At 31.5% G+C, this 24,113-nt stretch carries 21 protein-coding genes and 1 other annotated feature; of the genes, 14 read left to right on the top strand and 7 right to left on the bottom strand.

The features are described 5' to 3' along the window. Positions 1 to 10: 10 nt before the first annotated feature. Entirely contained in the window at positions 11 to 1,726 is a 1,716-nt protein-coding gene (locus KQI42_RS14600) for a sigma-54 interaction domain-containing protein (protein ID WP_216520959.1), read from the bottom strand. A gap of 241 nt (positions 1,727 to 1,967) precedes the next feature. Here KQI42_RS14600 and KQI42_RS14605 point away from each other — a divergent pair, with 241 nt between their 5' ends. The 9 genes from KQI42_RS14605 to KQI42_RS14645 all read left to right on the top strand — a co-directional run bounded on the left by KQI42_RS14605 (position 1,968) and on the right by KQI42_RS14645 (position 12,427). Further along, a complete protein-coding gene (locus tag KQI42_RS14605) occupies positions 1,968 to 2,753 on the top strand; it encodes an SDR family NAD(P)-dependent oxidoreductase (protein ID WP_216520960.1) in 786 nt (261 codons plus the stop codon). Between the two features lie 27 nt (positions 2,754 to 2,780). Continuing rightward, a complete protein-coding gene (gcvPA, locus tag KQI42_RS14610; protein ID WP_216520961.1) occupies positions 2,781 to 4,184 on the top strand; it encodes an aminomethyl-transferring glycine dehydrogenase subunit GcvPA in 1,404 nt (467 codons plus the stop codon). 27 nt (positions 4,185 to 4,211) lie between these two features. Continuing rightward, a complete protein-coding gene (gcvPB, locus tag KQI42_RS14615; RefSeq protein WP_216520962.1) occupies positions 4,212 to 5,768 on the top strand; it encodes an aminomethyl-transferring glycine dehydrogenase subunit GcvPB in 1,557 nt (518 codons plus the stop codon). Positions 5,769 to 5,789: 21 nt separating this feature from the next. Next, entirely contained in the window at positions 5,790 to 6,905 is a 1,116-nt protein-coding gene (locus KQI42_RS14620; protein ID WP_216520963.1) for an ATP-NAD kinase family protein, read from the top strand. 104 nt (positions 6,906 to 7,009) lie between these two features. Next, the gene (locus tag KQI42_RS14625) at positions 7,010 to 7,198 is read left to right on the top strand and encodes a hypothetical protein (protein WP_216520964.1); all 189 of its coding nucleotides are present in this window, start codon (positions 7,010 to 7,012) and stop codon (positions 7,196 to 7,198) included. 167 nt (positions 7,199 to 7,365) lie between these two features. Then, complete coding sequence (locus KQI42_RS14630) at positions 7,366 to 7,887, top strand: peroxiredoxin (RefSeq protein ID WP_246566632.1); 522 nt, start codon at positions 7,366 to 7,368, stop codon at positions 7,885 to 7,887. 53 nt (positions 7,888 to 7,940) lie between these two features. Continuing rightward, positions 7,941 to 8,558, top strand: coding sequence for an NUDIX hydrolase (locus KQI42_RS14635; RefSeq protein WP_216520965.1), 618 nt, complete (start codon positions 7,941 to 7,943; stop codon positions 8,556 to 8,558). 69 nt (positions 8,559 to 8,627) lie between these two features. Next, the gene (locus KQI42_RS14640) at positions 8,628 to 10,424 is read left to right on the top strand and encodes a MutS family DNA mismatch repair protein (protein ID WP_216520966.1); all 1,797 of its coding nucleotides are present in this window, start codon (positions 8,628 to 8,630) and stop codon (positions 10,422 to 10,424) included. A 311-nt stretch (positions 10,425 to 10,735) separates the two neighbouring features. Beyond that, positions 10,736 to 12,427: a methyl-accepting chemotaxis protein gene (locus KQI42_RS14645; protein ID WP_216520967.1), complete on the top strand. Its 1,692-nt coding sequence runs from the start codon at positions 10,736 to 10,738 to the stop codon at positions 12,425 to 12,427. A 35-nt stretch (positions 12,428 to 12,462) separates the two neighbouring features. Here the strand turns inward: KQI42_RS14645 and KQI42_RS14650 are convergent, their stop codons facing one another. The 4 genes from KQI42_RS14650 to KQI42_RS14665 all read right to left on the bottom strand — a co-directional run bounded on the left by KQI42_RS14650 (position 12,463) and on the right by KQI42_RS14665 (position 15,603). Beyond that, positions 12,463 to 13,863 (bottom strand): MATE family efflux transporter, encoded by a 1,401-nt coding sequence (locus KQI42_RS14650; protein ID WP_216520968.1) that lies wholly within the window; start codon positions 13,861 to 13,863, stop codon positions 12,463 to 12,465. After that, positions 13,856 to 14,314, bottom strand: coding sequence for a MarR family winged helix-turn-helix transcriptional regulator (locus KQI42_RS14655; protein WP_216520969.1), 459 nt, complete (start codon positions 14,312 to 14,314; stop codon positions 13,856 to 13,858). Before KQI42_RS14655 ends, KQI42_RS14650 begins: the two co-directional genes overlap by 8 nt. A gap of 107 nt (positions 14,315 to 14,421) precedes the next feature. After that, positions 14,422 to 15,162, bottom strand: coding sequence for a CAP domain-containing protein (locus KQI42_RS14660; RefSeq protein WP_216520970.1), 741 nt, complete (start codon positions 15,160 to 15,162; stop codon positions 14,422 to 14,424). 75 nt (positions 15,163 to 15,237) lie between these two features. Beyond that, positions 15,238 to 15,603 carry a hypothetical protein gene (locus tag KQI42_RS14665; RefSeq protein ID WP_216520971.1) on the bottom strand — a complete coding sequence of 122 codons (366 nt, stop codon included), beginning with the start codon at positions 15,601 to 15,603 and terminating at the stop codon, positions 15,238 to 15,240. Positions 15,604 to 16,482: 879 nt separating this feature from the next. On the opposite strand from KQI42_RS14665, the gene KQI42_RS14670 reads away from it, so the two are divergent. The 5 genes from KQI42_RS14670 to KQI42_RS14690 all read left to right on the top strand — a co-directional run bounded on the left by KQI42_RS14670 (position 16,483) and on the right by KQI42_RS14690 (position 21,968). Further along, positions 16,483 to 17,211, top strand: a complete 729-nt coding sequence (locus KQI42_RS14670; protein ID WP_216520972.1) for an MIP/aquaporin family protein — start codon at positions 16,483 to 16,485, stop codon at positions 17,209 to 17,211. A gap of 39 nt (positions 17,212 to 17,250) precedes the next feature. Then, positions 17,251 to 18,753, top strand: coding sequence for a glycerol kinase GlpK (gene glpK, locus KQI42_RS14675; RefSeq protein WP_281420469.1), 1,503 nt, complete (start codon positions 17,251 to 17,253; stop codon positions 18,751 to 18,753). Between the two features lie 149 nt (positions 18,754 to 18,902). Continuing rightward, positions 18,903 to 20,357: an NAD(P)/FAD-dependent oxidoreductase gene (locus tag KQI42_RS21030; protein WP_343231701.1), complete on the top strand. Its 1,455-nt coding sequence runs from the start codon at positions 18,903 to 18,905 to the stop codon at positions 20,355 to 20,357. Position 20,358: 1 nt separating this feature from the next. Then, positions 20,359 to 21,603: an NAD(P)/FAD-dependent oxidoreductase gene (locus KQI42_RS14685; protein ID WP_216520973.1), complete on the top strand. Its 1,245-nt coding sequence runs from the start codon at positions 20,359 to 20,361 to the stop codon at positions 21,601 to 21,603. A gap of 11 nt (positions 21,604 to 21,614) precedes the next feature. Further along, complete coding sequence (locus tag KQI42_RS14690) at positions 21,615 to 21,968, top strand: DUF1667 domain-containing protein (RefSeq protein ID WP_216520974.1); 354 nt, start codon at positions 21,615 to 21,617, stop codon at positions 21,966 to 21,968. A 55-nt stretch (positions 21,969 to 22,023) separates the two neighbouring features. Here the strand turns inward: KQI42_RS14690 and tyrS are convergent, their stop codons facing one another. Further along, positions 22,024 to 23,247 carry a tyrosine--tRNA ligase gene (tyrS, locus tag KQI42_RS14695; protein WP_216520975.1) on the bottom strand — a complete coding sequence of 408 codons (1,224 nt, stop codon included), beginning with the start codon at positions 23,245 to 23,247 and terminating at the stop codon, positions 22,024 to 22,026. A gap of 63 nt (positions 23,248 to 23,310) precedes the next feature. Continuing rightward, positions 23,311 to 23,510: a binding site (T-box leader), on the bottom strand. A 78-nt stretch (positions 23,511 to 23,588) separates the two neighbouring features. Further along, positions 23,589 to 23,966, bottom strand: a complete 378-nt coding sequence (locus KQI42_RS14700) for a class II SORL domain-containing protein (RefSeq protein ID WP_216520976.1) — start codon at positions 23,964 to 23,966, stop codon at positions 23,589 to 23,591. Positions 23,967 to 24,113: the final 147 nt, after the last annotated feature.

The following is a 24,113-nucleotide window of genomic DNA, read 5'->3' on the forward strand; positions in this document are numbered from 1 at the left end:
GTCCACTACTTTAATTTATGCCTAATTCTCTTAGTCTTCTATAAAGAGTTCTTAAACTGATGCCTAATGTTTCAGCCGCTTGTTCCTTACCTTTTAAATCCCAACCATATTTATCTAAAGTACATATTATTATATCGGCTTCTTTTTCTGCTACTCTATCTTTAATATTGATTCCAAAATTAGAATTATGTCTTATTCTTTTAGGTAAATTAAAAGGTTGAATAGAAGATGTTTCTTCCATATTAATAGCATATTCAATGGAATTTTCTAATTCTCTTATATTCCCTGGCCAGGAGTAATTCTTTAAGATATCTAAAGCTTCATTAGAAATAGAATCTATTTTTTTATCCAGCTTATTAGAGTATTTTTTAATAAAATGATATACAAGTATATCTATGTCATCCAGCCTTTCTCTTAAAGGTGGAAGGTCTATAGGAATCACATTGAGTCTATAATATAAATCATCTCTAAAATTATCTTCTTCCATCATAGACTCTAAATCTTGATTAGTAGCAGCAATAATGCGTATATCTATAGGAATAGGATTTATGCTACCTAATCTTTGAATAGTATTTTCTTGAAGAACTCTAAGAAGTTTTGCCTGTAAATATAGAGGTAATTCTCCTATTTCATCTAAAAATATGGTTCCTCCATTTGCCATTTCAAATAATCCTGGCTTCCCACCTTTTTTAGCACCAGTAAAAGCTCCTTCCTCATATCCAAATAGTTCTGATTCAAATAAGGATTCAGGAATATTAGCACAATTTATGGGAACAAAAGGATTTTTTTTTCGATTGCTTAAAAAATGAATAGCTTTAGCTATTATTTCTTTTCCTGTTCCAGTTTCTCCTGTGATCAAGACAGAGGAAGAGCTATTAGAGACTTTTTTTATTTTATCCTTTATTTTATCCATTTTTCTATTACTGCCAATAATATTTTTTAAATAGTCCTCTTCTAAATCATTTTTATAGCCTTTATTGTCTTTTGTAAGCTTAATTATATAACCTAAAATTTCATTATCTATTTTAATAGGAGTAGAGCAGATGGTTCCTTTAAAATTATCAGTGGCTAAATATTTTTTACTGTTTTTTTTGCTATTGAAGAGCCAGTTAGTTACTTCCTCAGGAAACATTTGATATATAGTTTGAGTATATAAATCGCAGTAGGAAAAAAGATCTTTTATTCCTTGACCCCAATGAGTTAAAACTCCATTTCCATCTATGACGAGTAAATTGTTTTCTGTATCTTGAATAATTTCATCAATAGTTTTATGTAGCATTAACGTATCCTTTTTATAAGTTTCATTATAAGCAAACATTGATATTAGATTAGAGGTATATTCTAATATTTCCATATAATTTCTAATATTATCTTCAATGAGCATATGCCCTTCTTGAGAAAAAGAAGTTAAACTTACAACCCCTATGGGATAGTTATTTAATTTAATACAACTTAATATTTCTATAGTTGAAGGACAATTATTAACAAATCTGCATCCAATACAGGATGCCATATGACCCGGTTTATTGACTACTACATTTCCTTGAAGCAGTACCTCTTCGATAGAAGCACTGTGAACATTTTTACCCTTTCTTTGTAAATAGACTTGAGTACTGGAGACTAATTTAGATTTAGTATCAAATATTGCAAACTCCAAGTTTGTTATGTTGGATAAAGTAGCAACAATATTGTTCAATGTAGGTTTAAGATATTTTAACTCAATCATTAAAACTTCCTCCTATAATTGCCATAAATGACAATGAAGTTGACGTTAATGGCAAAAACTATATTTATTATATCATATTCAATTTAAAAAGTTAGAATATTTAAAAATAAATGTATGTAAAACCCATTGTTTTAGGTATTATTATAAAAATAATCAGATTATCTTTTCTTGGCATGATTAATGCATTAAAGTATTATATAAAAGAAGTAGATATAAAAACCTATAATAAGGGGGGCTAATTATGCTATGTAAAGATAATCCATTATGTTTGGACGGTAAGGTAGCTGTAGTTTCAGGTGGAGCTTCAGGGATTGGATTGGCTACAGGAAAATTATTGGCTGAATATGGGGCAAAAGTGGTATTACTGGATGTCAACGCAGATCAAGGAGAAAAGGCAGTAAAAGAAATAAAGAATGAAGGCGGAACTGCTATATTTTTAAAATGTGATGTTACATCTAATGATGAATGTAAAAATACTATTGAAGCTGTTGAAAAAGAATTCGGTGGAATAAATATTTTATTTAATAATGCAGGAGTAACTGTAAGGAAAACTGTTGTTGATCTTACTGAAAAAGAATGGGATTTCGTAATAGATGTTGGTCTAAAAGGTACTTATCTTCTTTCAAAATATGCTATACCCGTTATGGCAAAAGGAGGAGGGGGAAGTATAATCAATACTGGTTCTGGTTGGGGGCTAAAAGGAGGAGATAAAGCAGCTGCTTATTGTGCCGTAAAAGGCGGAATTGTAAACCTTACTCGTGCCATGGCAATAGATCATGGACCACAAAATATAAGGGTTAATTCTATAAATCCAGGAGATACAGACACAGCTATGTTAAGAGATGAAGGACGTCAATTAGGATGGAAAGAAGTAGATTCTTTCTTAGTAGATTCTGCTAAGGGTAGACCATTGGAAAGACTAGGCACACCTTTAGATATAGCGAAAGCAGTTTTATTCCTAGCCAGTGATTTATCCAATTGGATTACAGGAACTGCTTTAGTAGTAGATGGTGGAGGAATAGCATAGAAAACAACATTTTAAGGAGGTAGAAATATGACTATACGTGGATATAAAAATCATCCTTATATTCCAAATTCTGATGAAGAGATTCAAAAGTTAATGTTAAAGGAAATAGGATTAGAAAATCTAGAAGATTTACATAAAGAAATACCAGAAGAATTAAAATTAAAATCTAATATGAATTTACCAAAACCCTATAAATCTGAGTATGAACTAAAGAGAGGAATTGATTCCATATTAAAGAAAAATAAGACTTGTAAAGAGTATATAAACTTTCTAGGAGCTGGATGCTGGCAGCATTATGTTCCAGCTGTATGTGATGAAATAAATAGTAGGTCAGAGTTTTTAACGGCTTATGCAGGTGAGCCTTATAATGATCATGGAAGATTTCAAACTTTATTTGAATATGAAAGTTTAGTGGCTGAACTTGTTGATATGGATGTAGTAAATGTTCCAACCTTTGATTGGCCTCAAGCAGCAGCTACATCTTTAAGAATGGCTTCTAGGATAACAGGAAGAAGAGAAGTCTTAGTAGTTGGAACCATAGATAAAGATAAGCTTATGATAATGAAAAATTACTGTGATCCAGGAGTTAATATTACCTTAGTTGAATATGACAAAGAAACTGGAAAAATGGATCTAGAAGATTTAAAAAGCAGACTATCCAATGAAATTGCAGCAGTTTATTTTGAAAATCCTTCTTTCCTAGGTTTTATAGAAGATCAAGGAGAAATGATATCTAAACTTGCCCATGATGTAGGAGCTATTAGTGTTGTAGGAGTAGACCCAAGTAGTTTAGGGGTATTGGCCCCACCTAGCCATTATGGTGCAGATATAATCTGTGGAGATTTACAACCTTTAGGAATCCATATGAATTATGGTGGTGGCCAATCTGGATTTATTTCTACTAGGGATGAAGAAAAATTTGTGATGGAATTTCCATCAAGACTATTTGGTGTAGCTCCAACTATAAAAGAGGGAGAATATGGTTTTGGAGACATAGCCTATGAAAGAACCTCTTTTGGCAATCTTAGAGAAAAGGGAAAAGAATATGTTGGAACTCAAACTGCTTTATGGGGTATAACAGCAGGAGTTTATTTATCTCTAATGGGACCTCATGGAATGTATGAGCTAGGACAAAACATAATGCAGAAATCTTTATATGCTATAGGAGAATTAAATAAAATAAATGGAATTAAAGGATCTAGGTTTAGCTCCATAGGTTTCAAAGAATTTGTAGTGGACTTTAATGGAACAGGTAAAACTGTTGCAGAAATAAATAAAGAGTTATTAGAAAAAGGAGTGTTCGGAGGAAAGGACTTATCTAAGGATTTTCCAGAGTTAGGACAATGCAGCCTATATTGTGTAACAGAGATTCATCTAAAAGAAGATATTGATAAATTGGTAATGGATATTAAAGAAATTGTTGAAAGATAGAAAATATATACAGAAAGGGTTGATTTGATGAAGAGAATTGATAGAAACCATAAGGTTAGAAATTTTCATCAAGCTAAATGGGATGAACCCATTATATTTGAACTTAGCCAAAAGGGTGAAAGGGGAATTTTAGTACCAGAGGCTGAAGAGGAAATAGTGAATAAAGTAGGAGATGGCGTGTCCTCTATTCCTAAAGCTATGAGAAGAAAAGAATTACCTAATCTTCCTGAAATAAATCAGAAAAGAGTTTTAATGCATTATTTAAGATTGTCTCAAGAAACTTTAGGTGGAGATTTTAATGTAGAAATTGGTCAAGGGACTTGTACTGTAAAATATAATCCTAAAATAAATGATAAATTAGCTTCTACTGAAAAGATGACAGAACTTCACCCTCTACAAGATGAAAGTACTGTTCAAGGAATATTAGAAATTATGTATAAAACAGACCTTTGTATGAGAGAAATATCTGGAATGGATCAGTTTACTTTTCAGCCTGGAGGAGGATCTCAAGCAATAATGACTATGGCTTCATTAGTTAGAATGTACCATAGGATAAATGGAGAAGAAGATCAAAGAGATGAAATAATCACTACAATCTATTCTCATCCGTCTGATGCGGCAGCACCAGCTCTTAAGGGATATAAAATAATAAATATTATGCCAGATGAAAATGGATATCCTGATTATGAGGCCTTTAAAAAAGCCGTTAGTGAAAGAACTGCCGCTTTCTTTGTTGCCAACCCAGAAGATACAGGAATATTTAATCCGAGAATAAAAGAGTTTACAGATTTAGTTACGAAAGCAGGAGGTCTTAATTGTTATGACCAAGCTAATGCCAATGGACTTCTTGGAGTAACAAGGGCTAAAGAAGCAGGTTTTCATATGTGTTTCTTTAATCTTCATAAGACCTTCTCTACACCTCATGGATGTGGAGGACCTGGATCTGGAGCATTAGGAGTAGTAAAAGAATTAAAACCCTATTTACCAAAGCCAATAGTAGATTTTAATGGAGAAAAATATTTCTTAAATTATGAGTTAGAAAATAGTATTGGAAAAGTTAGAATATTTAATGGAGTTCCCCAAGCTGTCTTAAAAGCCTATGCTTGGATAATGAGCTTAGGTGCAGAAGGCTTATATGAGGTTGGTAAAATAGCAGTATTGAATAATAATTATTTATTTAAAAAGCTACTAGAGCATAAAGCTGTAGATGCACCATATATAAGAGGAAAGCAAAGAGTAGAACAGGTTAGATATACTTTAGAGAAATTAACAGAAGATACAGGAATAACATCAGGAGATGTAGCAAGAAGGGTAATGGACTTTGGTATGCACTACTGGACTAGTCACCATCCATATTATATTCCAGAACCTATAACTCTAGAGCCTACAGAATCAACTTCCAAAGAGGATCTAGATGAATATATAGCTACATTACACCATATATTTGATGAAGCCTATGAAAATCCTGAAATTATTCAAGGAGCACCTCATAGAAGTACAATACATCAAGTAGATGAATCTAGTTTTGATGACCCAGAGAAATGGGCACCTACTTGGAGGGTTTATTTAAGAAAAACTAAGTAGATTAATAATGGAAGTGATAAAATGAAAAAAGTAGGATTAATAATAAATCCAGTAGCGGGCATGGGTGGTAGAGTGGGACTTAAAGGAACGGATGGCGTCAATATACTTAGAAAAGCTATAAAACTAGGGGCTATGAAAGAAGCCCCTAGAAAGGCCCTTAGAGGAATAGAGAGGTTGTTACCTATAAAAGATGACATAATAATACTTACTTGTTCTGGGGATATGGGAGAAGATCAGTGTAAGGGGTTAGGCTTTAATGTAAGAGTTATCTTAGAATCGTCAGGAAATACTACTTCTCGAGAAACCATGATAGGGGCTAGTATAATGGAAGAAAAGAAAGTAGAATTACTTATTTTTGTAGGAGGAGATGGAACGGCTAGAGATATTTATAAGGGAGTTGGAAATAGAATAGTGACTCTGGGTATTCCAGCAGGAGTAAAAATTCATTCTCCTGTCTATGCTAATACACCAGAAAAGGCAGGGGATTTAGCGTTATTATATTTAAAGGGTGAAAATTTTGTAGTCAAAGAAGAAGAAGTAATAGATATTGATGAAGAAGCTTTTAGAAAAAATGAAGTTAGAACTAGACTATTTGGATATTTAAAAGTTCCTTATAAAAAAGAATATCTACAAAATAAAAAAGCTCCTACACCGTTAAAAGAAGAAGAAAATCAGAAAGCTATAGCTTTGGACATTATAGATAATATGATAGATGGGGTATATTATATTATTGGACCGGGAACTACGACTAGAGCAATTATGGAAGGCTTAAATCTACCCTACACATTACTAGGTGTAGATATTATTAAAGATAAAAAGCTTATTAAATCGGATTGTAGTGAAAAAGATATCTTACAAATAGTAAGTAATAGTAAAAGTAAGCTTATAATAACGCCTACTGGAGGGCAAGGCTATCTTCTAGGAAGAGGAAACCAGCAAATAAGCGATAAAGTAATTAAAAAAATAGAAAAAGAAAATATATATATAATTTCTTCCAATAGAAAAATAGTAGAACTAGGAGGAAAACCTCTCTTAATTTACACAGGAGATAAGGATATAGATCTAATGTTAGAAGGATATTACAGAGTTAAGGTCGGATATGGAATAGATATTATGTACAGGGTTTCAAAAGGATAACCTGTGTATTAATACAAAGAATTTACAGAACATTCTAACTTCAAGGGCGGCATAAGAAAATTTAAGAAATAGTATCAAAACTCAAATAATGAGAAGGTTGTAAAATGGCACTAATAAAACTTACACCTATATTTTTATTAGCAGGATTGATGATTTCTGGAATGGATTTAGTTATAGGGGCATCTTTGGCTACAATTTATGCAGCTATGGTGGCTGGAGTTACGGAAAAACAAAAGTATAATGAATTATGGATAAATGGAGCTTATAAAAAATTTTATAGAATTTTAGAATAATAAGGTGGCTAGGCTAATCCTAGCCACTTTAATAATTATATTGAAAAAAGTTATAAATGATAATTAATATCAAATGAAATGTTTAAAAAGAATATAATTGGATATATATAAAATAGTTAACTGATGAATATCAAAAATAAAAAACATTAAAATATAGGAGGTAAATTATGGATAGAATAGTAGGAAGAAAAGCACCTGACTTTACAATGGCAGCATGTAAAGGAGATGGTAGCGACTTTACACAAGTTAGTTTAAAGGACTATGAAGGAAAGTGGTTAGTAATGTTCTTTTATCCACTAGACTTTACTTTTGTATGTCCAACTGAAATTACAGGATATAGTAAGAGAGTTGAAGACTTTAAGAAAGAAGGAGCAGAAGTACTTGCAGTAAGTGTTGATAGTGAACATTCACATAAGGCATGGATTAATTCAAGCCTTGGAAAGATTAACTTCCCAATTGCTTCTGACATGACAAAGCAAGTATCTAATAACTTTGGAGTACTTCTAGAAGATCAAGGAGTTGCTTTAAGGGGACTATTTATTATAGACCCAGAAGGAGTAGTTAGATATTCAGTAATCCATGACCTTAATGTAGGAAGAAGTGTTGATGAAACACTAAGAGTACTTAAGGCATTAAAGACTGGCGGACTTTGCCCAGTAAACTGGGATGAAGGCGAAGATTTACTATAAAAATTAGGGGTCGTTAAGGCCCCTTTTTTTAATTTAGGTTTTAGGAGGATAATATGGATATAGATAAAATAACGGAAAAAATTAAAAATAGAATTCCTAAACCAATAGATATTAAGCATAATTATGCAGTATTAATACCTCTTATTAATAATAAAGGTACATGGGAAATTATATATGAAGTAAGAGCTAATAACTTAAAAAGGCAGCCAGGAGAAATATCTTTCCCTGGAGGACAGTTAGAGTCAGATGAGACTTATAAAGAAGCAGCTATAAGGGAAACTATAGAAGAATTAAACATTACAAAAGAAAATATAAAAATAATTGGAGAATTAGATTATTTAGTATCTTATGCAAATATGACTATTCATTGCTTTTTAGCCACAATTAGTGGAATAGATGTGGATAAGATTGAACCAAGTATGGAAGAAGTAGATCATATATTCACAGTTCCTGTAGATTTCTTTTTAAATAATGAACCTAAAGTTTATTATTTGGATTTGCGAACAACAATAGGTGAAGATTTTCCCTATAATTTAATACCAAATGGAAAGAAATATAACTTTAATAAAGGGAAACATTCAGTACATTTTTATAGATATAATAATTATGTTATATGGGGATATACAGCAAAAATGACTAAGCATTTTATAGATCTAATAAAAGATTTATAATTTAAATACAATATTAGAGGATGATATTGGGAATATAATAGAGTAGATAAATAAGGAGGGATTTATTCAATGGGGGAGGATTATTTTAAGGAACAGTTAACTAATGCTATAGAAGAAGAAACATTATTGGATCGAAAATTTAATTTTATCAGCACAGCAAGGCTAGTGGTTTTTATAGCTTTGCTTATAGCATTTTATATTAGATTTTTTAATAAAAATAAGATAGCTGGTGTCTTTGGATTTGCTTTACTTCTTATTTTCTTTTTTCTTTTGTATTTTCACAACAAAGTGGAGGGAGAAAAAGAATATATACAAAGCAAAAAAGTTGTACTAGAAAAATATATTGATCGTTTCAGTAATCAATGGAAAGAGTTTAAAGAAGATGGGAGCAAATATTTAACTGAGAAGATACCTCAAACCATTGATTTAGATCTATTTGGAAAAGCATCGTTGTATCAATACATTTGCGTTGCACATACTTCCTATGGTAGGGATATGTTGGCTAAATCTCTATGTAATTATGAGCCAGATAGAGAAGGTATCCTTCGCCGTCAAGAAGCTGTAAAAGAATTAGTAAGTAAAAAAGAGTTTTCTATGCATATCCAAACTTTAAGCCATTTACTTGAAAAGGAGCAGAAAATTAATGCAGATAAGGGTATAGAAAAGTTTATTCAATATGGGGAAGATAAAACAAAGCATTTTCCAAAGTGGATTCGTTTTTTTACTTGGGGGTTGCCAATTATTACTATAATTTTTATTGGTTTATTTGCTATGGGATTATTACCATTGTTCAGTATTTATGCTTGTGTAGGATTGCAATTTGGTTTTGCAGTATTAGGAAATAGAAAAAATAAAGAAATTTTAGGTCCTTTATATTCTTTTAGTAGAAATATTGAAGCTTATCGAAGAATTTTTGAAGCTTTAGAAAAAGAGAAATTTACAAGTGAATATCTAAATATGTGGCAAAAGGAATTAACTAAAGGGGAAGGAGCAACAAAAGGGATAAAAGCCTTAAATTCTATTGGTGAAGCTGTTAATTTACGATACAGTCCTATAATTTATGCAATTGCTTGTGGAACATTGATGTGGGATTACCAGTGTGCTGAAGCCTTAGAGTCTTGGAAATCAACTTATGGATCTCATATTAGGAACTGGATGAAAGCAGTAGGAGAAATAGAGTCCCTCCTTAGTCTTGGAGTTATATGTTCTGTAAAAGATAATTATAGCTTTCCATCTATAACTCAAAGCCACATTCCAAGGTTTAAGGCTGAAGAAATATTTCATCCTTTAATTAATGAAAAACAAGTAGTCGCTAATTCACTAGAATTACAAGCTCAAACCTGTATTATAACTGGTTCAAATATGTCAGGTAAAACTACATTTTTACGTAGTATAGGTGTCAATATGGCATTAGCTTATGCAGGAGGACCTGTTTGTGCTAAAAATTTTGAAACTACTTGTATGGCACTATTTACCTCTATGCGTATACAGGATGATGTAAGTCAGGGGATATCCACATTCTATGCAGAGTTACTTAGAATTAAAACTATGGTACAATATAGTGTATACAAACGTCCAATGCTATTATTGATTGATGAGATTTTTAAAGGAACAAATTCAGCAGATCGAATCATTGGAGCGAAAGAAACCATTAAAAAGCTATCACAGTCTTGGATTATTAGTATGATTTCAACCCATGATTTTGAACTATGTGAACTATCAGATAACGAAGATGTGAGAGCAGTAAATTATCATTTTTCAGAGTACTATATAGATGATGAAATTCACTTTGATTACATAATAAAAAAAGGACGTTGTGAGACAACAAATGCAAAACATTTAATGCGTATGGCAGGGATTTTATAAAGCAAATAAAATCCAGTACTGATGACTTGTTATAGTTATTAGTACTGGATTTATTTTTTATTAAAAAATTTTTTTAATTTCGTAAGAATATTATTAGATATATCTATTAAATGGGAATAAAGACCTAGGTGGTTGTGGGTCTTCATTCCTATTTAATGAGACCGCTAAAGAGAAAGAATATAAAAATAAAGGACTTTTTAGAAACATCTAGAATTTTATAATAAAATGTATAATTTTAGGGAAAACCACATAATTTGAAGTAAATAAGGACTAGTATTTTAATTAGCAAGATGGTTGAAAGGGGACATAAGATGAGCAAATTAGGTATTAAGATTTTAAAAATTGTAAGTTTAATAGTGGTTGTTTGCATAAGTTTTATAGCTTTAGGTAATTTTTTAATTTTCCAATTGGTAAATAAAGATTTAAAAGAAGAAGCAGAAGAGCTAGTTGTAGAATTACAGACGGTAATCAATGGTAACGAGTTGGAAAAAATAAAAAAAGAAAGGACTATAGAAGAATTAGAGTATGTAAAGATTCAAAGATTTTTAGTCAATTTAAGAAATAGTAAGCAAATAAAATATGTGTACACTTTAGGTAGAAAAGAAGATGGAACCATTGAAATGTTAGTAGATGGAAATTTATCTAATCCAATACCTATAGGAGAAAAATACGAAACTAATTACGCATTAGAAAAAGCCTTCAATGGAGAAGTAAAGTCAACTAATCGATCTTTTTCAGATGAACATGAAAATTTTTTATCTGCTTATGCTCCTATAAAAAATTCATCAGGGGAAGTTATTGGAGTAGTAGGCTGTGATAAAGATATTTCTAGCTTTATTGCCATTAAGTCTAGAATACTATTATCTGTAATTATTACAAGTTTAATAGTGATAGTCGTTACAATTATTCTAGGACTGAAATTTTCCAAAAAGATATCCCATAATGTTAAAGAAATTAAAAGAGTATTAGATATTATGGGAGAAGGTGACTTTACAGTACCTTTGGAAATTATAAGTAAAGACGAAATAGAAGAAATAGGAAAATCTATAGATAATCTTAGAATAAAAACTGCTGCTGTTTTCAGTGACATACATACCATATGTAGTGAAACTTTACAATATAATGAAAACTTATTATCCATATCAGAAGAGATGTCCGCTTCATCACAAGAAGTAGCCGCATCCATTGAAGAAATGGCAGATGGAACAAATTCTCAAGCCTCAGAGATGTCTGAGATGACTAATACTATCAGCCATTTTGGGAAAAGTCTAGATAATGTTGTTCGAATAGTTGAAGAGGTATCTAATAAAGTCGACATTATAAATAGAGGGGTAGCTGTCAGTAATGAAGATTTATCGACTTTGGAAACCTCTACCAAGGATATTAATGAAGTATTTATAGAGGTAAAAGATAGAATTAAAGGGTTAGGTAATAATTTAAATCAAATAAATGAAATATCAGACTTTATTAATTCTATAGCAGAACAAACAAATTTGCTAGCATTAAATGCAGCTATAGAAGCAGCTAGAGCAGGAGAAGCAGGAAAAGGTTTTTCTGTGGTAGCTGATGAAATAAGAAAGTTAGCAGAACAATCTAAGGATTCATCTATAAGAATTAACAATATTTCAAAAAATGTTATTAAAGAAAGTGAAGTAGTTGTTAATACTTCAGAGAATATGAATGAAAAACTAATGCAACAAATATCAATAATTAATAATTCTCTTAGTTCTTATAAGGATATAATTAATAGTATTGAAGATATATTGCCAAATATACAGGAAGTAAATTTCAATATAGGTAAATTAAATGAAGATAAGGTACATATAATGAGTAACATAGAAAATACAACTGCTGTAGCAGAAGAAGTATCAGCTTCATCCCAACAAATAGCTGCTGCAACAGAAGAACTAAATGTATCTAGTGAAGAAGTAGCTAAATCTGCTGCTAATTTAAATGATAGAGCTAAGAAACTTGTAGATTCTATAATGTATTTTAGGATATAAGAAAACCCTATTAGAAGTTTTTCTAATAGGGTTTTTTATCTTTCCTCTATAATATTGTTTAGATTATTTAATTTTGTTTCCGTATTAAGGTTTTTTAGACTCTTTGCTAATAAAGTTCCAGTAATAATAGAAGCAATTAAGTCAGAAACAGGAGCCGCCATCCATACCCCAGTTAATTCAAATAATTTAGGAAAAATTAAAAGGGCTGGAATTAAAATTAATACTTGTCTAGATAGACTTAATAGCATAGCATGTTTTGGTTTACCCGTAGCTTGGAAGTAATTAGAACTAACAATTTGAAATCCTATTATTGGCAACATAGCTAAATAGATTCTTAAACCTTTTACGGCAACATTTAATATTTCAGCCAACTCTTGCTCATCGCTTATAAATATTTTTATGATCTGTTTTGGGAAGGCTTGTGTCAAAATAAATCCAACTAATGAAATAACGGTAGCACCCATAATGGCTAATTTTAAAGTCTTTTTAACTCTATCATAGTTTTTAGCACCATAGTTGAATCCTATAATAGGTTGGGAGCCTTGGTTAATACCGAATATAGGCATTAAAACCATCATAGAAATACTTTGAATAACTCCCATACTAGAAGTAGCCACATCTCCACCATAATTCTTTAAATTATTATTTAATAGGACCGTAACCATACTTGCTGCCAATTGCATACTGAAAGGTGCAAAGCCTATAGTAACAATATTTTTTACTATGTCTGTTCTCAATTTTAAGTTTTGTTTTCTTATTCTCAATATACTTGTATTTCCAATAAAATATTTCATAACCCAAATTGCAGAAACACCTTGAGAAATAATAGTAGCTAAAGCTGCACCTTTTATTCCCATATCAAATATAAAAATAAATATTGGATCTAAAATAGTGTTAAGTATAGCACCTATAAGCATAGTTATCATAGCAATTTTAGGGCTGCCTTCACCACGTATAAAGTTGTTCATACCAAAACCTATAGCCTGTAGAGGAGCTCCAATTAATATAATTTTCATATAATCAACAGCATAAGGCAATATAGTTTCGCTGGCACCGAAGGCTCTAAGTAAGGGTTCTAATAATAATAAACCTAATATACTAATGATAACAGATATGCCAACTAAAAGTATAAAAGAGTTACCTAGAATTTTTTCTGCTTCATCCTTCTTTTTTTCTCCTAATCTAATAGATACAACAGTATTTCCTCCAATTCCTATTAGCATACTAAAAGCCATTAGTATTAAAGAAATAGGATATCCTACAAATATACCTCCAATAGCTAGATTTCCTACACCTTGACCAATAAAAATTCTATCAACAATATTATAGAGTGCATTAACCATCATACCTATAATAGCAGGTATAGAGAATTTCATTAAAAGTTTTCCAATATCTTCTTCAGCTAACATTTTTGAATTGTTCGTATGTTTATCCATTTTTTTCACCTACCTTATCTAATATGCTTACAACGTTCTTTAAACTCTCTCTTAAAATTTGGATTTCTTCTTCAGTAAGAGGTTTAAGCACTTCTTGAATCTGTGATAATACTTTCTCTTCAATTTTTCGGTAATATCCCTCACCTTCTTTAGATAGTTGAACTATAACTTTTCTTTTATCTAAAGGATCATTTTCTCTTTTAACAAGACCCATATCCTCTAGAGAATTTAGTAAAGTGGTTAAACTGCCTTTCTCCATATTAATACATTTTCCCAAATCTGTAGGAATTATAGATTTATTTCTACCAATAATCGTAATGGCTCTAATTTGATTTTTATTACAATTATATTTATCATCTGAACCCCTACGGAAGAAAGAACTAAAGTTTTTATGAAACTGTGAAGAAAATTTTATTAAATAAAATTTTATTTCTTCAATATCCCTTGGCATATATATCACCTACATAAAAAAATAGTTAGAATTCTTATAATAAGAATTCTAACTATTTATATTTAAAATGTCAATATTTATTCTAAAATATTATTTTTTAGCTAAAACTAGTTGGTAAACATTTGTGTCCAGTAAGCAGTTCCATTACTAGTTTTGTAAAGCCCAACACCTATTTTATTGAATCTCGGATTTAATATGTTCGCTCTATGTCCTGGAGAATTCATCCATCCATTTACTACGGACTGAGCAGAAGAGTATCCTTTTGCTATATTTTCTCCTGCAGTATTATACTTTATTCCAAAAGACTTCATCATGGCGAAAGGATCTCCATAAGTAGGTGAAGTGTGGCTGAAATAGTTGTTTTTTGCCATATCTTCTGATTTTACTCTAGCAACTTTAGAAAGTTCACTGCTAGCAGTAAAAGGAGCTAACCCAGCTTTTTCTCTTTCTATATTTACTAATCTAACTACTTCCATTTCTACAGCTGATAAGCTGCCTGCATCTGATGTTGGAGTTTCAGTATCTGGTTTATTAGTATCTGGCTTATTAGTATTTGGTTTACAATTGTCACTAGTTGATCCTGGTTTACAAGTATTAGTATTTCCACCTGGTTTTTGGATTTGCCCATTAATTATTTGCCAAACGTTAGATTTACAATTACTATTTGTTGTATTTCCATTATTTTTAGAGTAGTTGTAGTTTATTGTATATCTTTTTGGTTGAGATTTGTTGCAAAGTGAGTAGTCGCTAATGTTTTTAATATTAAAGCTTTCAGCATGTCCAACTGATGAAGCTAATAGAGTAGTAGCTAACAATGAGAAAAACACTTTTTTATTATTTTTTAACATAATATATATCCTCCTTAAAAATAGATTAATTAACTTATTTATCAACTCAAGTAACGATTTTTTAAAAGTATATCATTATTTGCAGTTGTTGTTAATTAAACCTAGTTTACAAGTATTGGTATTTTCGCCTGGTTTGCAAATATTGTTAAGTATATCTGATTTGTCGAATTGTCCATTGATCATTTGCAAAATGTTAGACTTGCAATTACTATTTGTTGTATCTCCATTATTTTTAGAGTAGTCGAAGTTTATTGCACATTCTTTTGGCTGAGATTTGTTACAAAGTGAGAAGTCACTAATATTTTTAATATTAAAACCTTCAGCATGTCCAACTGATGAAGCTAATAGAGTAGTGGCTAACAATGAGAAAAACACCTTTTTATTATTTTTTAACATAATATATATCCTCCTTAAAAATAGATTAATTAACTTATTTATCAACTAACCTCCTTTCAAGTATCGATTTTTTAAAAGTATATCATTACATAATGGGTAAATAAACAATCAATACATGGCATGTTTACATAATATTGGTATAAAACTGTAAAAAATCTTTTCTGAGTAAGAAGAATTATTATAAAAGTGTTGTAATAAATATAGATAATTACAAAGGTATATATAGATGGTAGAATTAATATAGATGAAATACATATAATGGATTTAAATCAAGGAATTACTAGTTGCAAAGCTATACTTTTAAGCTCTTTATTATTTAATAGTCTTCATAAAACTACTAAACAATAATTTAAAATATTCCGTCAATTTACTTGACTAAAGCGGTGTGACGATATATAATTAAATTAAACAGAACTATAGCAGATCCTTATCAAACTAAAGATGTTTTAGAAACAATGTAATAAGATTCATGTATTTAAACTGCAGTCTTTAAAAGTTGAAGGTGAAGCTGTAGTAAATAACTTTTTAATGCAATTTCAATCTAGTATACTATCAGCAAATGTTGACAGACTAGAAATCATAGAAACTTTATAGATGATGGAAGAGGGCAGTAAAAAGATCTCTAGATTGGGCAAAAGAAGAATAATATAAACTTTACGAATTTTAAAATAAAGCATATTATATGATTAAGCTAATTTAATAGTTACATGGATGAGATGAAGAGATAACCATGGAATTAAGCTCCTTTGAGGGCTTGATTTCCATGGTTTTTTTGTATCAAGATGTAATTCAAGGTATTAATTCGGGAGCATAAGCATATCAACAAATAAAGAGGACGTTTGGCATATGTAGAATGAAAGGAGGTGAAGTTCTAGCGTTAGTTTAAAAGTAGTATATTTTTAAAAATTAAAAGGGGATGGTAAGATGACGAATATGGGAATGTATGTGGCAGAATTTTTAGGAACATTAATACTTATTTTATTTGGGAGCGGAGTAGTGGCAAACGTTTCTTTGGCGAAATCAAAAGCTAAAGATGGAGGATGGATAGTAGTAACAGCTGCTTGGGGATTTGGTGTAGCAGTGGCAGCATATACTACAGGATGGGTAAGTGGAGCACATCTTAATCCTGCATTAACTATTGGATTTGCTGCAATTGGGAAGATACCTTGGTCATTAGTACCTGGATATATAGTAGCTCAAATATTAGGGGCTATGGGTGGAGCAACTTTAGTATTCTTAGCCTTTAAGGATCATTTTGCAGAAACTGATAATGCAGATGCTAAGCTAGGAATATTCTGCACATCACCTGCTATTAGAAATTATAAGTGGAATATTGTTACAGAGATAATAGGTACTGCAATTTTAGTTCTAGGAATATTAGGAATAAATCATGAGAATAATGCTGTAGGAGCTTTAGGGGCTCTATTAGCAGGTATTTTAGTATGGGCTATAGGTTTAAGTTTAGGTGGACCAACAGGATATGCGATAAATCCAGCAAGGGATCTTGGACCAAGAATTGCTCATGCTCTACTTCCAATACCAGGGAAAAGAGATTCAGATTGGGAATATGCATTTGTACCAATAATAGGACCTATAGTAGGCGGATTACTTGGAGCGTTTATTTATCAATTCTTTTTAAACTTGTGGATTTAGAAAGAAAGAGTGTATAATATAAAAAAGGGGGAAAAGGTTTTGAAGAAAAAATATATAATGGCATTAGATCAGGGCACGACTAGCTCTAGAGCAATAATTTTCAATGATGAAGGCGAGATAGTTAAGGTAGCACAAAATGAATTCACACAATATTATCCTAATAAAGGATGGGTAGAACATGATCCTATGGAAATATGGGGAACTCAATCTGGAGTTGCTAGAGAAGTGCTAGAGACAGCAGGTATTAGACCAGGAGAAATTGCTGCAATAGGTATAACAAATCAGAGAGAGACTACGATTGTATGGGATAAGGTTACAGGTAGACCTATATACAATGCAATAGTTTGGCAATGTAGAAGAACAGCTGATATATGTGATGATTTAAAGAAAAGAGGACTTGAAGATTATGTAAGAGATAATACTGGGCTTGTAATAGATGCTTATTTCTCTGGAACTAAAATAAAGTGGATACTAGATAATGTTGAAGGAGCAAGAGAAAAAGCTGAGAATGGTGAATTATTATTTGGTAACGTAGACACTTGGTTAATTTGGAATTTAACAAGAGGTAAGGTTCATGTAACTGATTATTCTAATGCTTCAAGAACTATGATATATAATATTAAGGAACTTAAATGGGATGAAAAATTACTAAAAGAGTTGGATATTCCAGCTTCCATGCTTCCAGAAGTTAAACAGTCTAGCGAAATTTATGGAGTTACTGATCCTCATACCTTTGGAGGAGCAGAGATACCAATAGCTGGAATAGCTGGAGATCAACAAGCAGCCTTATTCGGTCAGGCTTGTTTTGAGGCTGGAATGGCTAAAAATACATATGGTACGGGCTGCTTTATGTTGATGAATACAGGAGAAGAAATGATACCTTCAAAGAATGGGTTGATTACAACAATAGCATGGGGAGTAAATGGGAAGGTTGAATATGCTCTTGAGGGAAGTATATTTGTTGCTGGAGCTATTGTCCAGTGGTTAAGAGATGAGTTAAAGATAATAAGTGATGCAAGTGATAGTGAATACTTTGCAACTAAAGTAGAAGATAATAACGGAGTATATATAGTGCCAGCATTTGTTGGATTAGGAGCTCCCTATTGGGATATGTATGCCAGGGGAACTGTTGTAGGTTTAACTAGGGGATCAAATAGGAATCATATAATTAGGGCAGCATTAGAATCTATTGCTTATCAGACTAGAGATGTTTTAGAAGCAATGCAAGAAGATTCAGGTATTAAACTACAGTCTTTAAAAGTTGATGGTGGAGCTGTAGCAAATAACTTTTTAATGCAGTTTCAATCTAATATATTATCAGTAGACGTTGATAGGCCAGAAATCATAGAAACTACTGCTTTAGGAGCTGCATATCTAGCAGGATTAGCTGTAGGCTTTTGGAAAGACAAACAAGAAATATCGGATAAATGGAGGATAGAAACTAGATTTAAACCCATAATGGAGGAAGAAGAAAAAGAGAAACTTTATAGAGGATGGAAGAGGGCAGTAAAAAGATCTCTAGATTGGGCAAAAGAAGAATAATATAAACTTTACAAATTTTCAAATAAAGCATATTATATAATAAAGCTAATTTAATAATTACATGGATGAGATAAAGAGATAACCATGGAATTAAGCTCCTTTGAGGGCTTGATTTCCATGGTTTTTTTGTATCAAAAGGAGGGATAATCGTGATTTATGATGTAGCTATTATTGGTGGTGGAATAGTAGGAACTGCTATAGCTAGAGAGCTAAGCAAATATAAATTAAGAACTGTACTACTAGAAAAGGAAAATGATATATCTTTAGGAGCGACTAAAGCTAATAGTGGGGTAGTTCATGCAGGTTATGATCCTAAATACGGTAGCTTAAAGGGCAAATTAAATGTACTAGGAAATGCTATGTATGAAAGTCTATGTAAAGAATTAGATGTACCTTTTAAGAAAATTGGATCTTTAGTACTAGGCTTTAATGAAGAGGAAATGAAGGTTATCAAAGATCTATATGAAAATGGAATTAAACTTGGAGTTCCTAATTTACAAATTTTAGATAAAGAAGCAGCAATGAAAGTGGAACCAAATATAAGTGACAAAGTTATAGGAGCTTTATATGCTCCAACAGCTGGTATAGTTGGACCATGGGAAATGGCTATAGCGTTAATGGAAAATGCTATGGATAATGGGGTAGAACTTAAATTAAATAATGGGGTAACAAATATTGAAAAGAATAGAGAAGGTTATAAGATATACACTTCTGAAGGAAAGATTAATACAAAATATATTATAAATGCTGCTGGAATTTTTGCAGATGAGATCCATAATATGGTGGCAGATCCTTGTTTTAAAATAATTCCTAGAAAAGGTGAATATCATTTGCTGGATAAATCTGAAGGAAATAAAGCCAATACTGTTATATTTCAATGTCCAACAGAAAAAGGTAAGGGGGTACTGGTATTACCTACAGTACATGGAAATCTAATTATCGGACCTAATTCGGAAATAATTGAAGAAAAAGATGATGTAACTACTACTCAAAAAGGATTAGAGTATGTAAGACATTTAGGAGAAAATAGTGTTAAAGAAATTGATTTGAGCAAGGTCATTACTTCTTTTTCTGGTATTAGAGCTAAAACTAGCAGAAGAGATTTTATTATTGAAGAAGTAAAGGGAGCAGAAGGATTTATTGATGTAGCAGGAATAGATTCTCCTGGTTTAACAGCAGCTCCAGCTATAGCTGAATATGTAGTGAATTTATTAGAAAAAAGAATTGGTAAGTTAGAAAAAAATGAAGAGTTTAATCCTAACAGGAGAAAAGTAGTAAGATTTATGGAGTTAACTGATGATGAAAAGAAAGAAATTATAAATCAGAACCCTAAATATGGAAGAGTCATCTGTAGATGTGAAAACATTACGGAAGGTGAGATTATAGATATAATTCATAGAAATGCAGGGGCTACTACAGTAGATGGAGTAAAAAGAAGAGCAAGACCAGGATCAGGTAGGTGTCAAGGTGGATTTTGTCTACCTAGAGTAATGGAAATTCTAGCTAGAGAAACTAATAAAGATATAAAGGATATAGTTAAAGATAAACAAGGCTCTTATATATTAAAGAATCAGTGGGAAAACATTGATGGAATGGGGGATTAAGATGAACTATGATTTAGTAGTTATAGGTGGAGGTCCAGCAGGATTAGCTGCAGCTATTGAAGCCAAAAAGAAGGGAATAAATAGTATATTAATAATAGATAGAGATAAAGAACTTGGTGGTATTTTAAATCAATGTATTCACAATGGGTTCGGATTACACATTTTTAATGAAGAGCTTACAGGTCCTGAATATGCTGACAGATTTATTAAAGAATTAGAAGCTTTGAATATAGAATTTAAATTGGATACAATGGTCATTACCTTAGAAGAAGATAAAAGTATTATTGCTATAAATCCAGAGGATGGGTTGATGAATATTAAATCTAGAGCTGTAATTCTTGCTATGGGATGTAGAGAGAGAACTAGAGGAGCTATTCATATTCCTGGTACTAGGCCAGCAGGTGTATTTACAGCAGGAACGGCTCAGCGTTTTGTAAATATAGAAGGCTATATGGTAGGAAAAGAAGTAGTAATTTTAGGTTCTGGAGATATAGGACTTATCATGGCAAGAAGAATGACTTTAGAAGGAGCTGTAGTTAAGGCTGTAGTAGAATTGCTTCCTTATTCTGGAGGGCTAAAGAGAAATATTGTTCAATGTTTAGATGATTTTAATATACCTTTGCTTTTAAGTCATACGGTTATAGATATAAAGGGTAAAGATAGAGTAGAAGGTGTGACCATAGCTAAGGTTGATGAAAAGAGAAGGACTATAGAAGGTACGGAAAAATTTATTCCGTGTGATACATTGCTATTATCTGTTGGATTAATACCTGAAAATGAATTGTCTAAAATGGTTAATTTAGATTTAGATAATTCAACAGGAGGACCTGTGGTAAATGAATCCATGGAAACAAGTATTGGAGGAATATTTGCTTGCGGAAATGTAGTTCATGTTCATGATTTAGTGGACTGGGTTACAGAGGAAAGTAAGAGAGCTGGGAAAGGAGCAGTAAAATATCTTAAAAACCAATTGATGCTACAAAAGGATACGGTAAAAACCTATGCCGGCTATGGAATTAAATATATTGTTCCTCAAATTATAAGACCATCAAATATAGAGAAAGATTTAGAAGTATTTATGAGGGTTACAGATGTTTTTAAAAACAGGGAGTTGGTGATAAAAATAGATAATAAGGAGTTTAAAAGAATTAAAAAATCTCATTTAGCTCCGGGAGAAATGGAATCTGCTAATATTAATGTTGAAGATATAAAAGGTGCTGCAGAAATATCTATTGAAGTTCAATAGGAGGTGTTTTCATGGAGGAGAAAGAGTTAGTATGTATAGTTTGTCCTAGAGGATGTAGATTGACTATAACTAAAGAGAGTAATGATTATATAGTAGAGGGCAATAAATGTAACAGAGGAAGAATCTATGGTATCAAGGAAATAACAAATCCCACTAGAGTTGTAACCTCTACTGTAAAATTTAAAAATGGACTATTGCCAAGACTTCCTGTAAAAACTAATGGTCCTATACCAAAGAGATTAATTAAACAATGCGTGGAAGAAATAAAAAGGATAGAAGTAGATTATCATGTAAAAGTTGGAGATATAATTATTAAGGATATTCTTCATACTGGTATAGATGTAGTTTCGACGAAAACCATGTAGATATAAATAATAACTTCCTCTTTTTAGTGTTTGACACTAAAAAGAGGAAGTTGTATTATATTCTAACTTGATGATATACTTTTTTACCTTTTCTAATTAAAATTTTTCCATCTTTAAAATCATCTAAAGTAACTTTCTTATCAATAGATTCAATTTTTACATCATCTATATGGATTCCGCCTTGTTCAACAAGCCTTCTACCTTCACTATTAGATTTAGTTAAGCCTAGGTCCTTTAGTAAATCTAGTATTCCTATTCCTGTTTCAAATATAGTTTTATCCATTTCAGTAAAGGGAATAGAACCTTCATCGGCGGATCCAGAGAATAATGCTCTAGCTCCCTGTTGAGCTTTAGTAGCCTCATCTTCACCATGAATAGCTTTAGTTACTTCAAAAGCTAGTACTTCCTTAGCTTTATTTATTTCAGATCCTTCTAATGCACCAAGCCTTTTTACTTCATCCATAGGTAAGAATGTTAATAGGCTTAAGAATTTTTCTACATCTCTATCGTCAACATTTCTCATGTATTGGTATAACTCATAAGGTGGAGTTTTTTCTGGGTCTAGCCAAATAGTACCTGCTTCTGTTTTACCCATCTTTGTACCAGCAGCAGTAGTTAACAATTTGAAAGTCATACCATATACCTTATCATTTTCAAGTTTTCTAACAAGTTCGTATCCTCCGAGGATATTAGACCATTGATCGCTGCCACCTAATTGTAATTTACAGCCATGATTTCTATATAAGTGTAAGAAATCGTAGGATTGCATCAGCATATATCCAAATTCAAAAAATGTTAGGCCTTTTTCCATTCTATTTTTGTAACAATCAAAAGTTAACATCCTATTTACAGAAAAATGAACTCCAATTTCTCTCATAAATTCTAGGAAATTTAATTCTAGTAACCAATCAGCATTGTTAACCATAATTGCTTTATCATCACCGAATTCTAGAAAATGAGATAATTGTTCTTTAAATCTGCTAGCATTGTAATCAATCATTTCTTTAGTCATTACTCTTCTCATATCAGATTTACCTGATGGGTCACCTATCATTGTAGTACCTCCACCAAGTAGCGCTATTGGTCTATGTCCAGCTCTTTGCATATGCATCATAACCATTATTTGAAGAAAGTGTCCTAAAGTTAAACTGTCAGCTGTTGCATCAAATCCAATATAAAAAGAAACAGACTCCTTACTTAGCATTTCTCTTAATTCATCTTCATAAGTAGTTTGATCGATATATCCTCTTTCCTTTAAAACGTCAAATACATTAGACATACTATCCCTCCTATTTAATTTATATAAAATAATTTTTGACAAATAAAAAAGGGGCTCTTCTCATCTAAGGACGAGAAGACACCCCGTGGTACCACCTTAATTTGCATAAAGCCTCAAACCACTTAACGTGTGGGAACCGCAATAGTCGACTATTGAAACTCTGGAACTGTAATTCGCTATCTATAGGTTATAGACTTCTCACCAATAGTCTACTCTCTGTGAATTCACCTTAAACAGCTACTAATATCCTTCATTGCTTAATATATAGTATATAATTTTATGTATTATGTTAATATAATAAATTAACCTTGTCAAGGGGGTAAATAAAAAAGAGGACTGAATTAGTCCTCTACTTTAAGTTCTGCAGTATTTTCCCATAATCCATGAATATTACAATAGCTTGTAGCATGGATTGTACCTGACTTTTCAGCTTTGAATTTTAGACGTACATCTGGCTCATTATAAACTGATCCTTCACCATGAGCTGTAAAATTATAAGTACCTACTTCTATTGGGAATTTAGCTCCTTCAGGATGGAAATAAACTTTTATCCATAAAATGTGATGTTCTAAAGTATTTGGGTGGGAAATTTCTTCACCAACTACTACTCTTAAATCTACTAATTCATCTTTCTTTACTGTTTCAGGAACATGAATTACTGGAACGTGTTTTTCGCCCTTCCAATCTCCACTTTGATATAAGTTGCCTATACTTTTCATATAGTAACCCTCCTTAAATTTGTTCAATTTATATTTCTTAAACACTCAATAATTTATATACCCAAATGGTCAAAAAAATACTCAATAAATAACTAATTATTTTAATTTTAGAGTATAATAAGAATTGGATTATTAATTGAATGGAGA

This window comes from Tissierella simiarum, assembly GCF_018917865.1.
Taxonomy (GTDB): Bacteria; Bacillota; Clostridia; order Tissierellales; family Tissierellaceae; genus Tissierella_C; species Tissierella_C simiarum.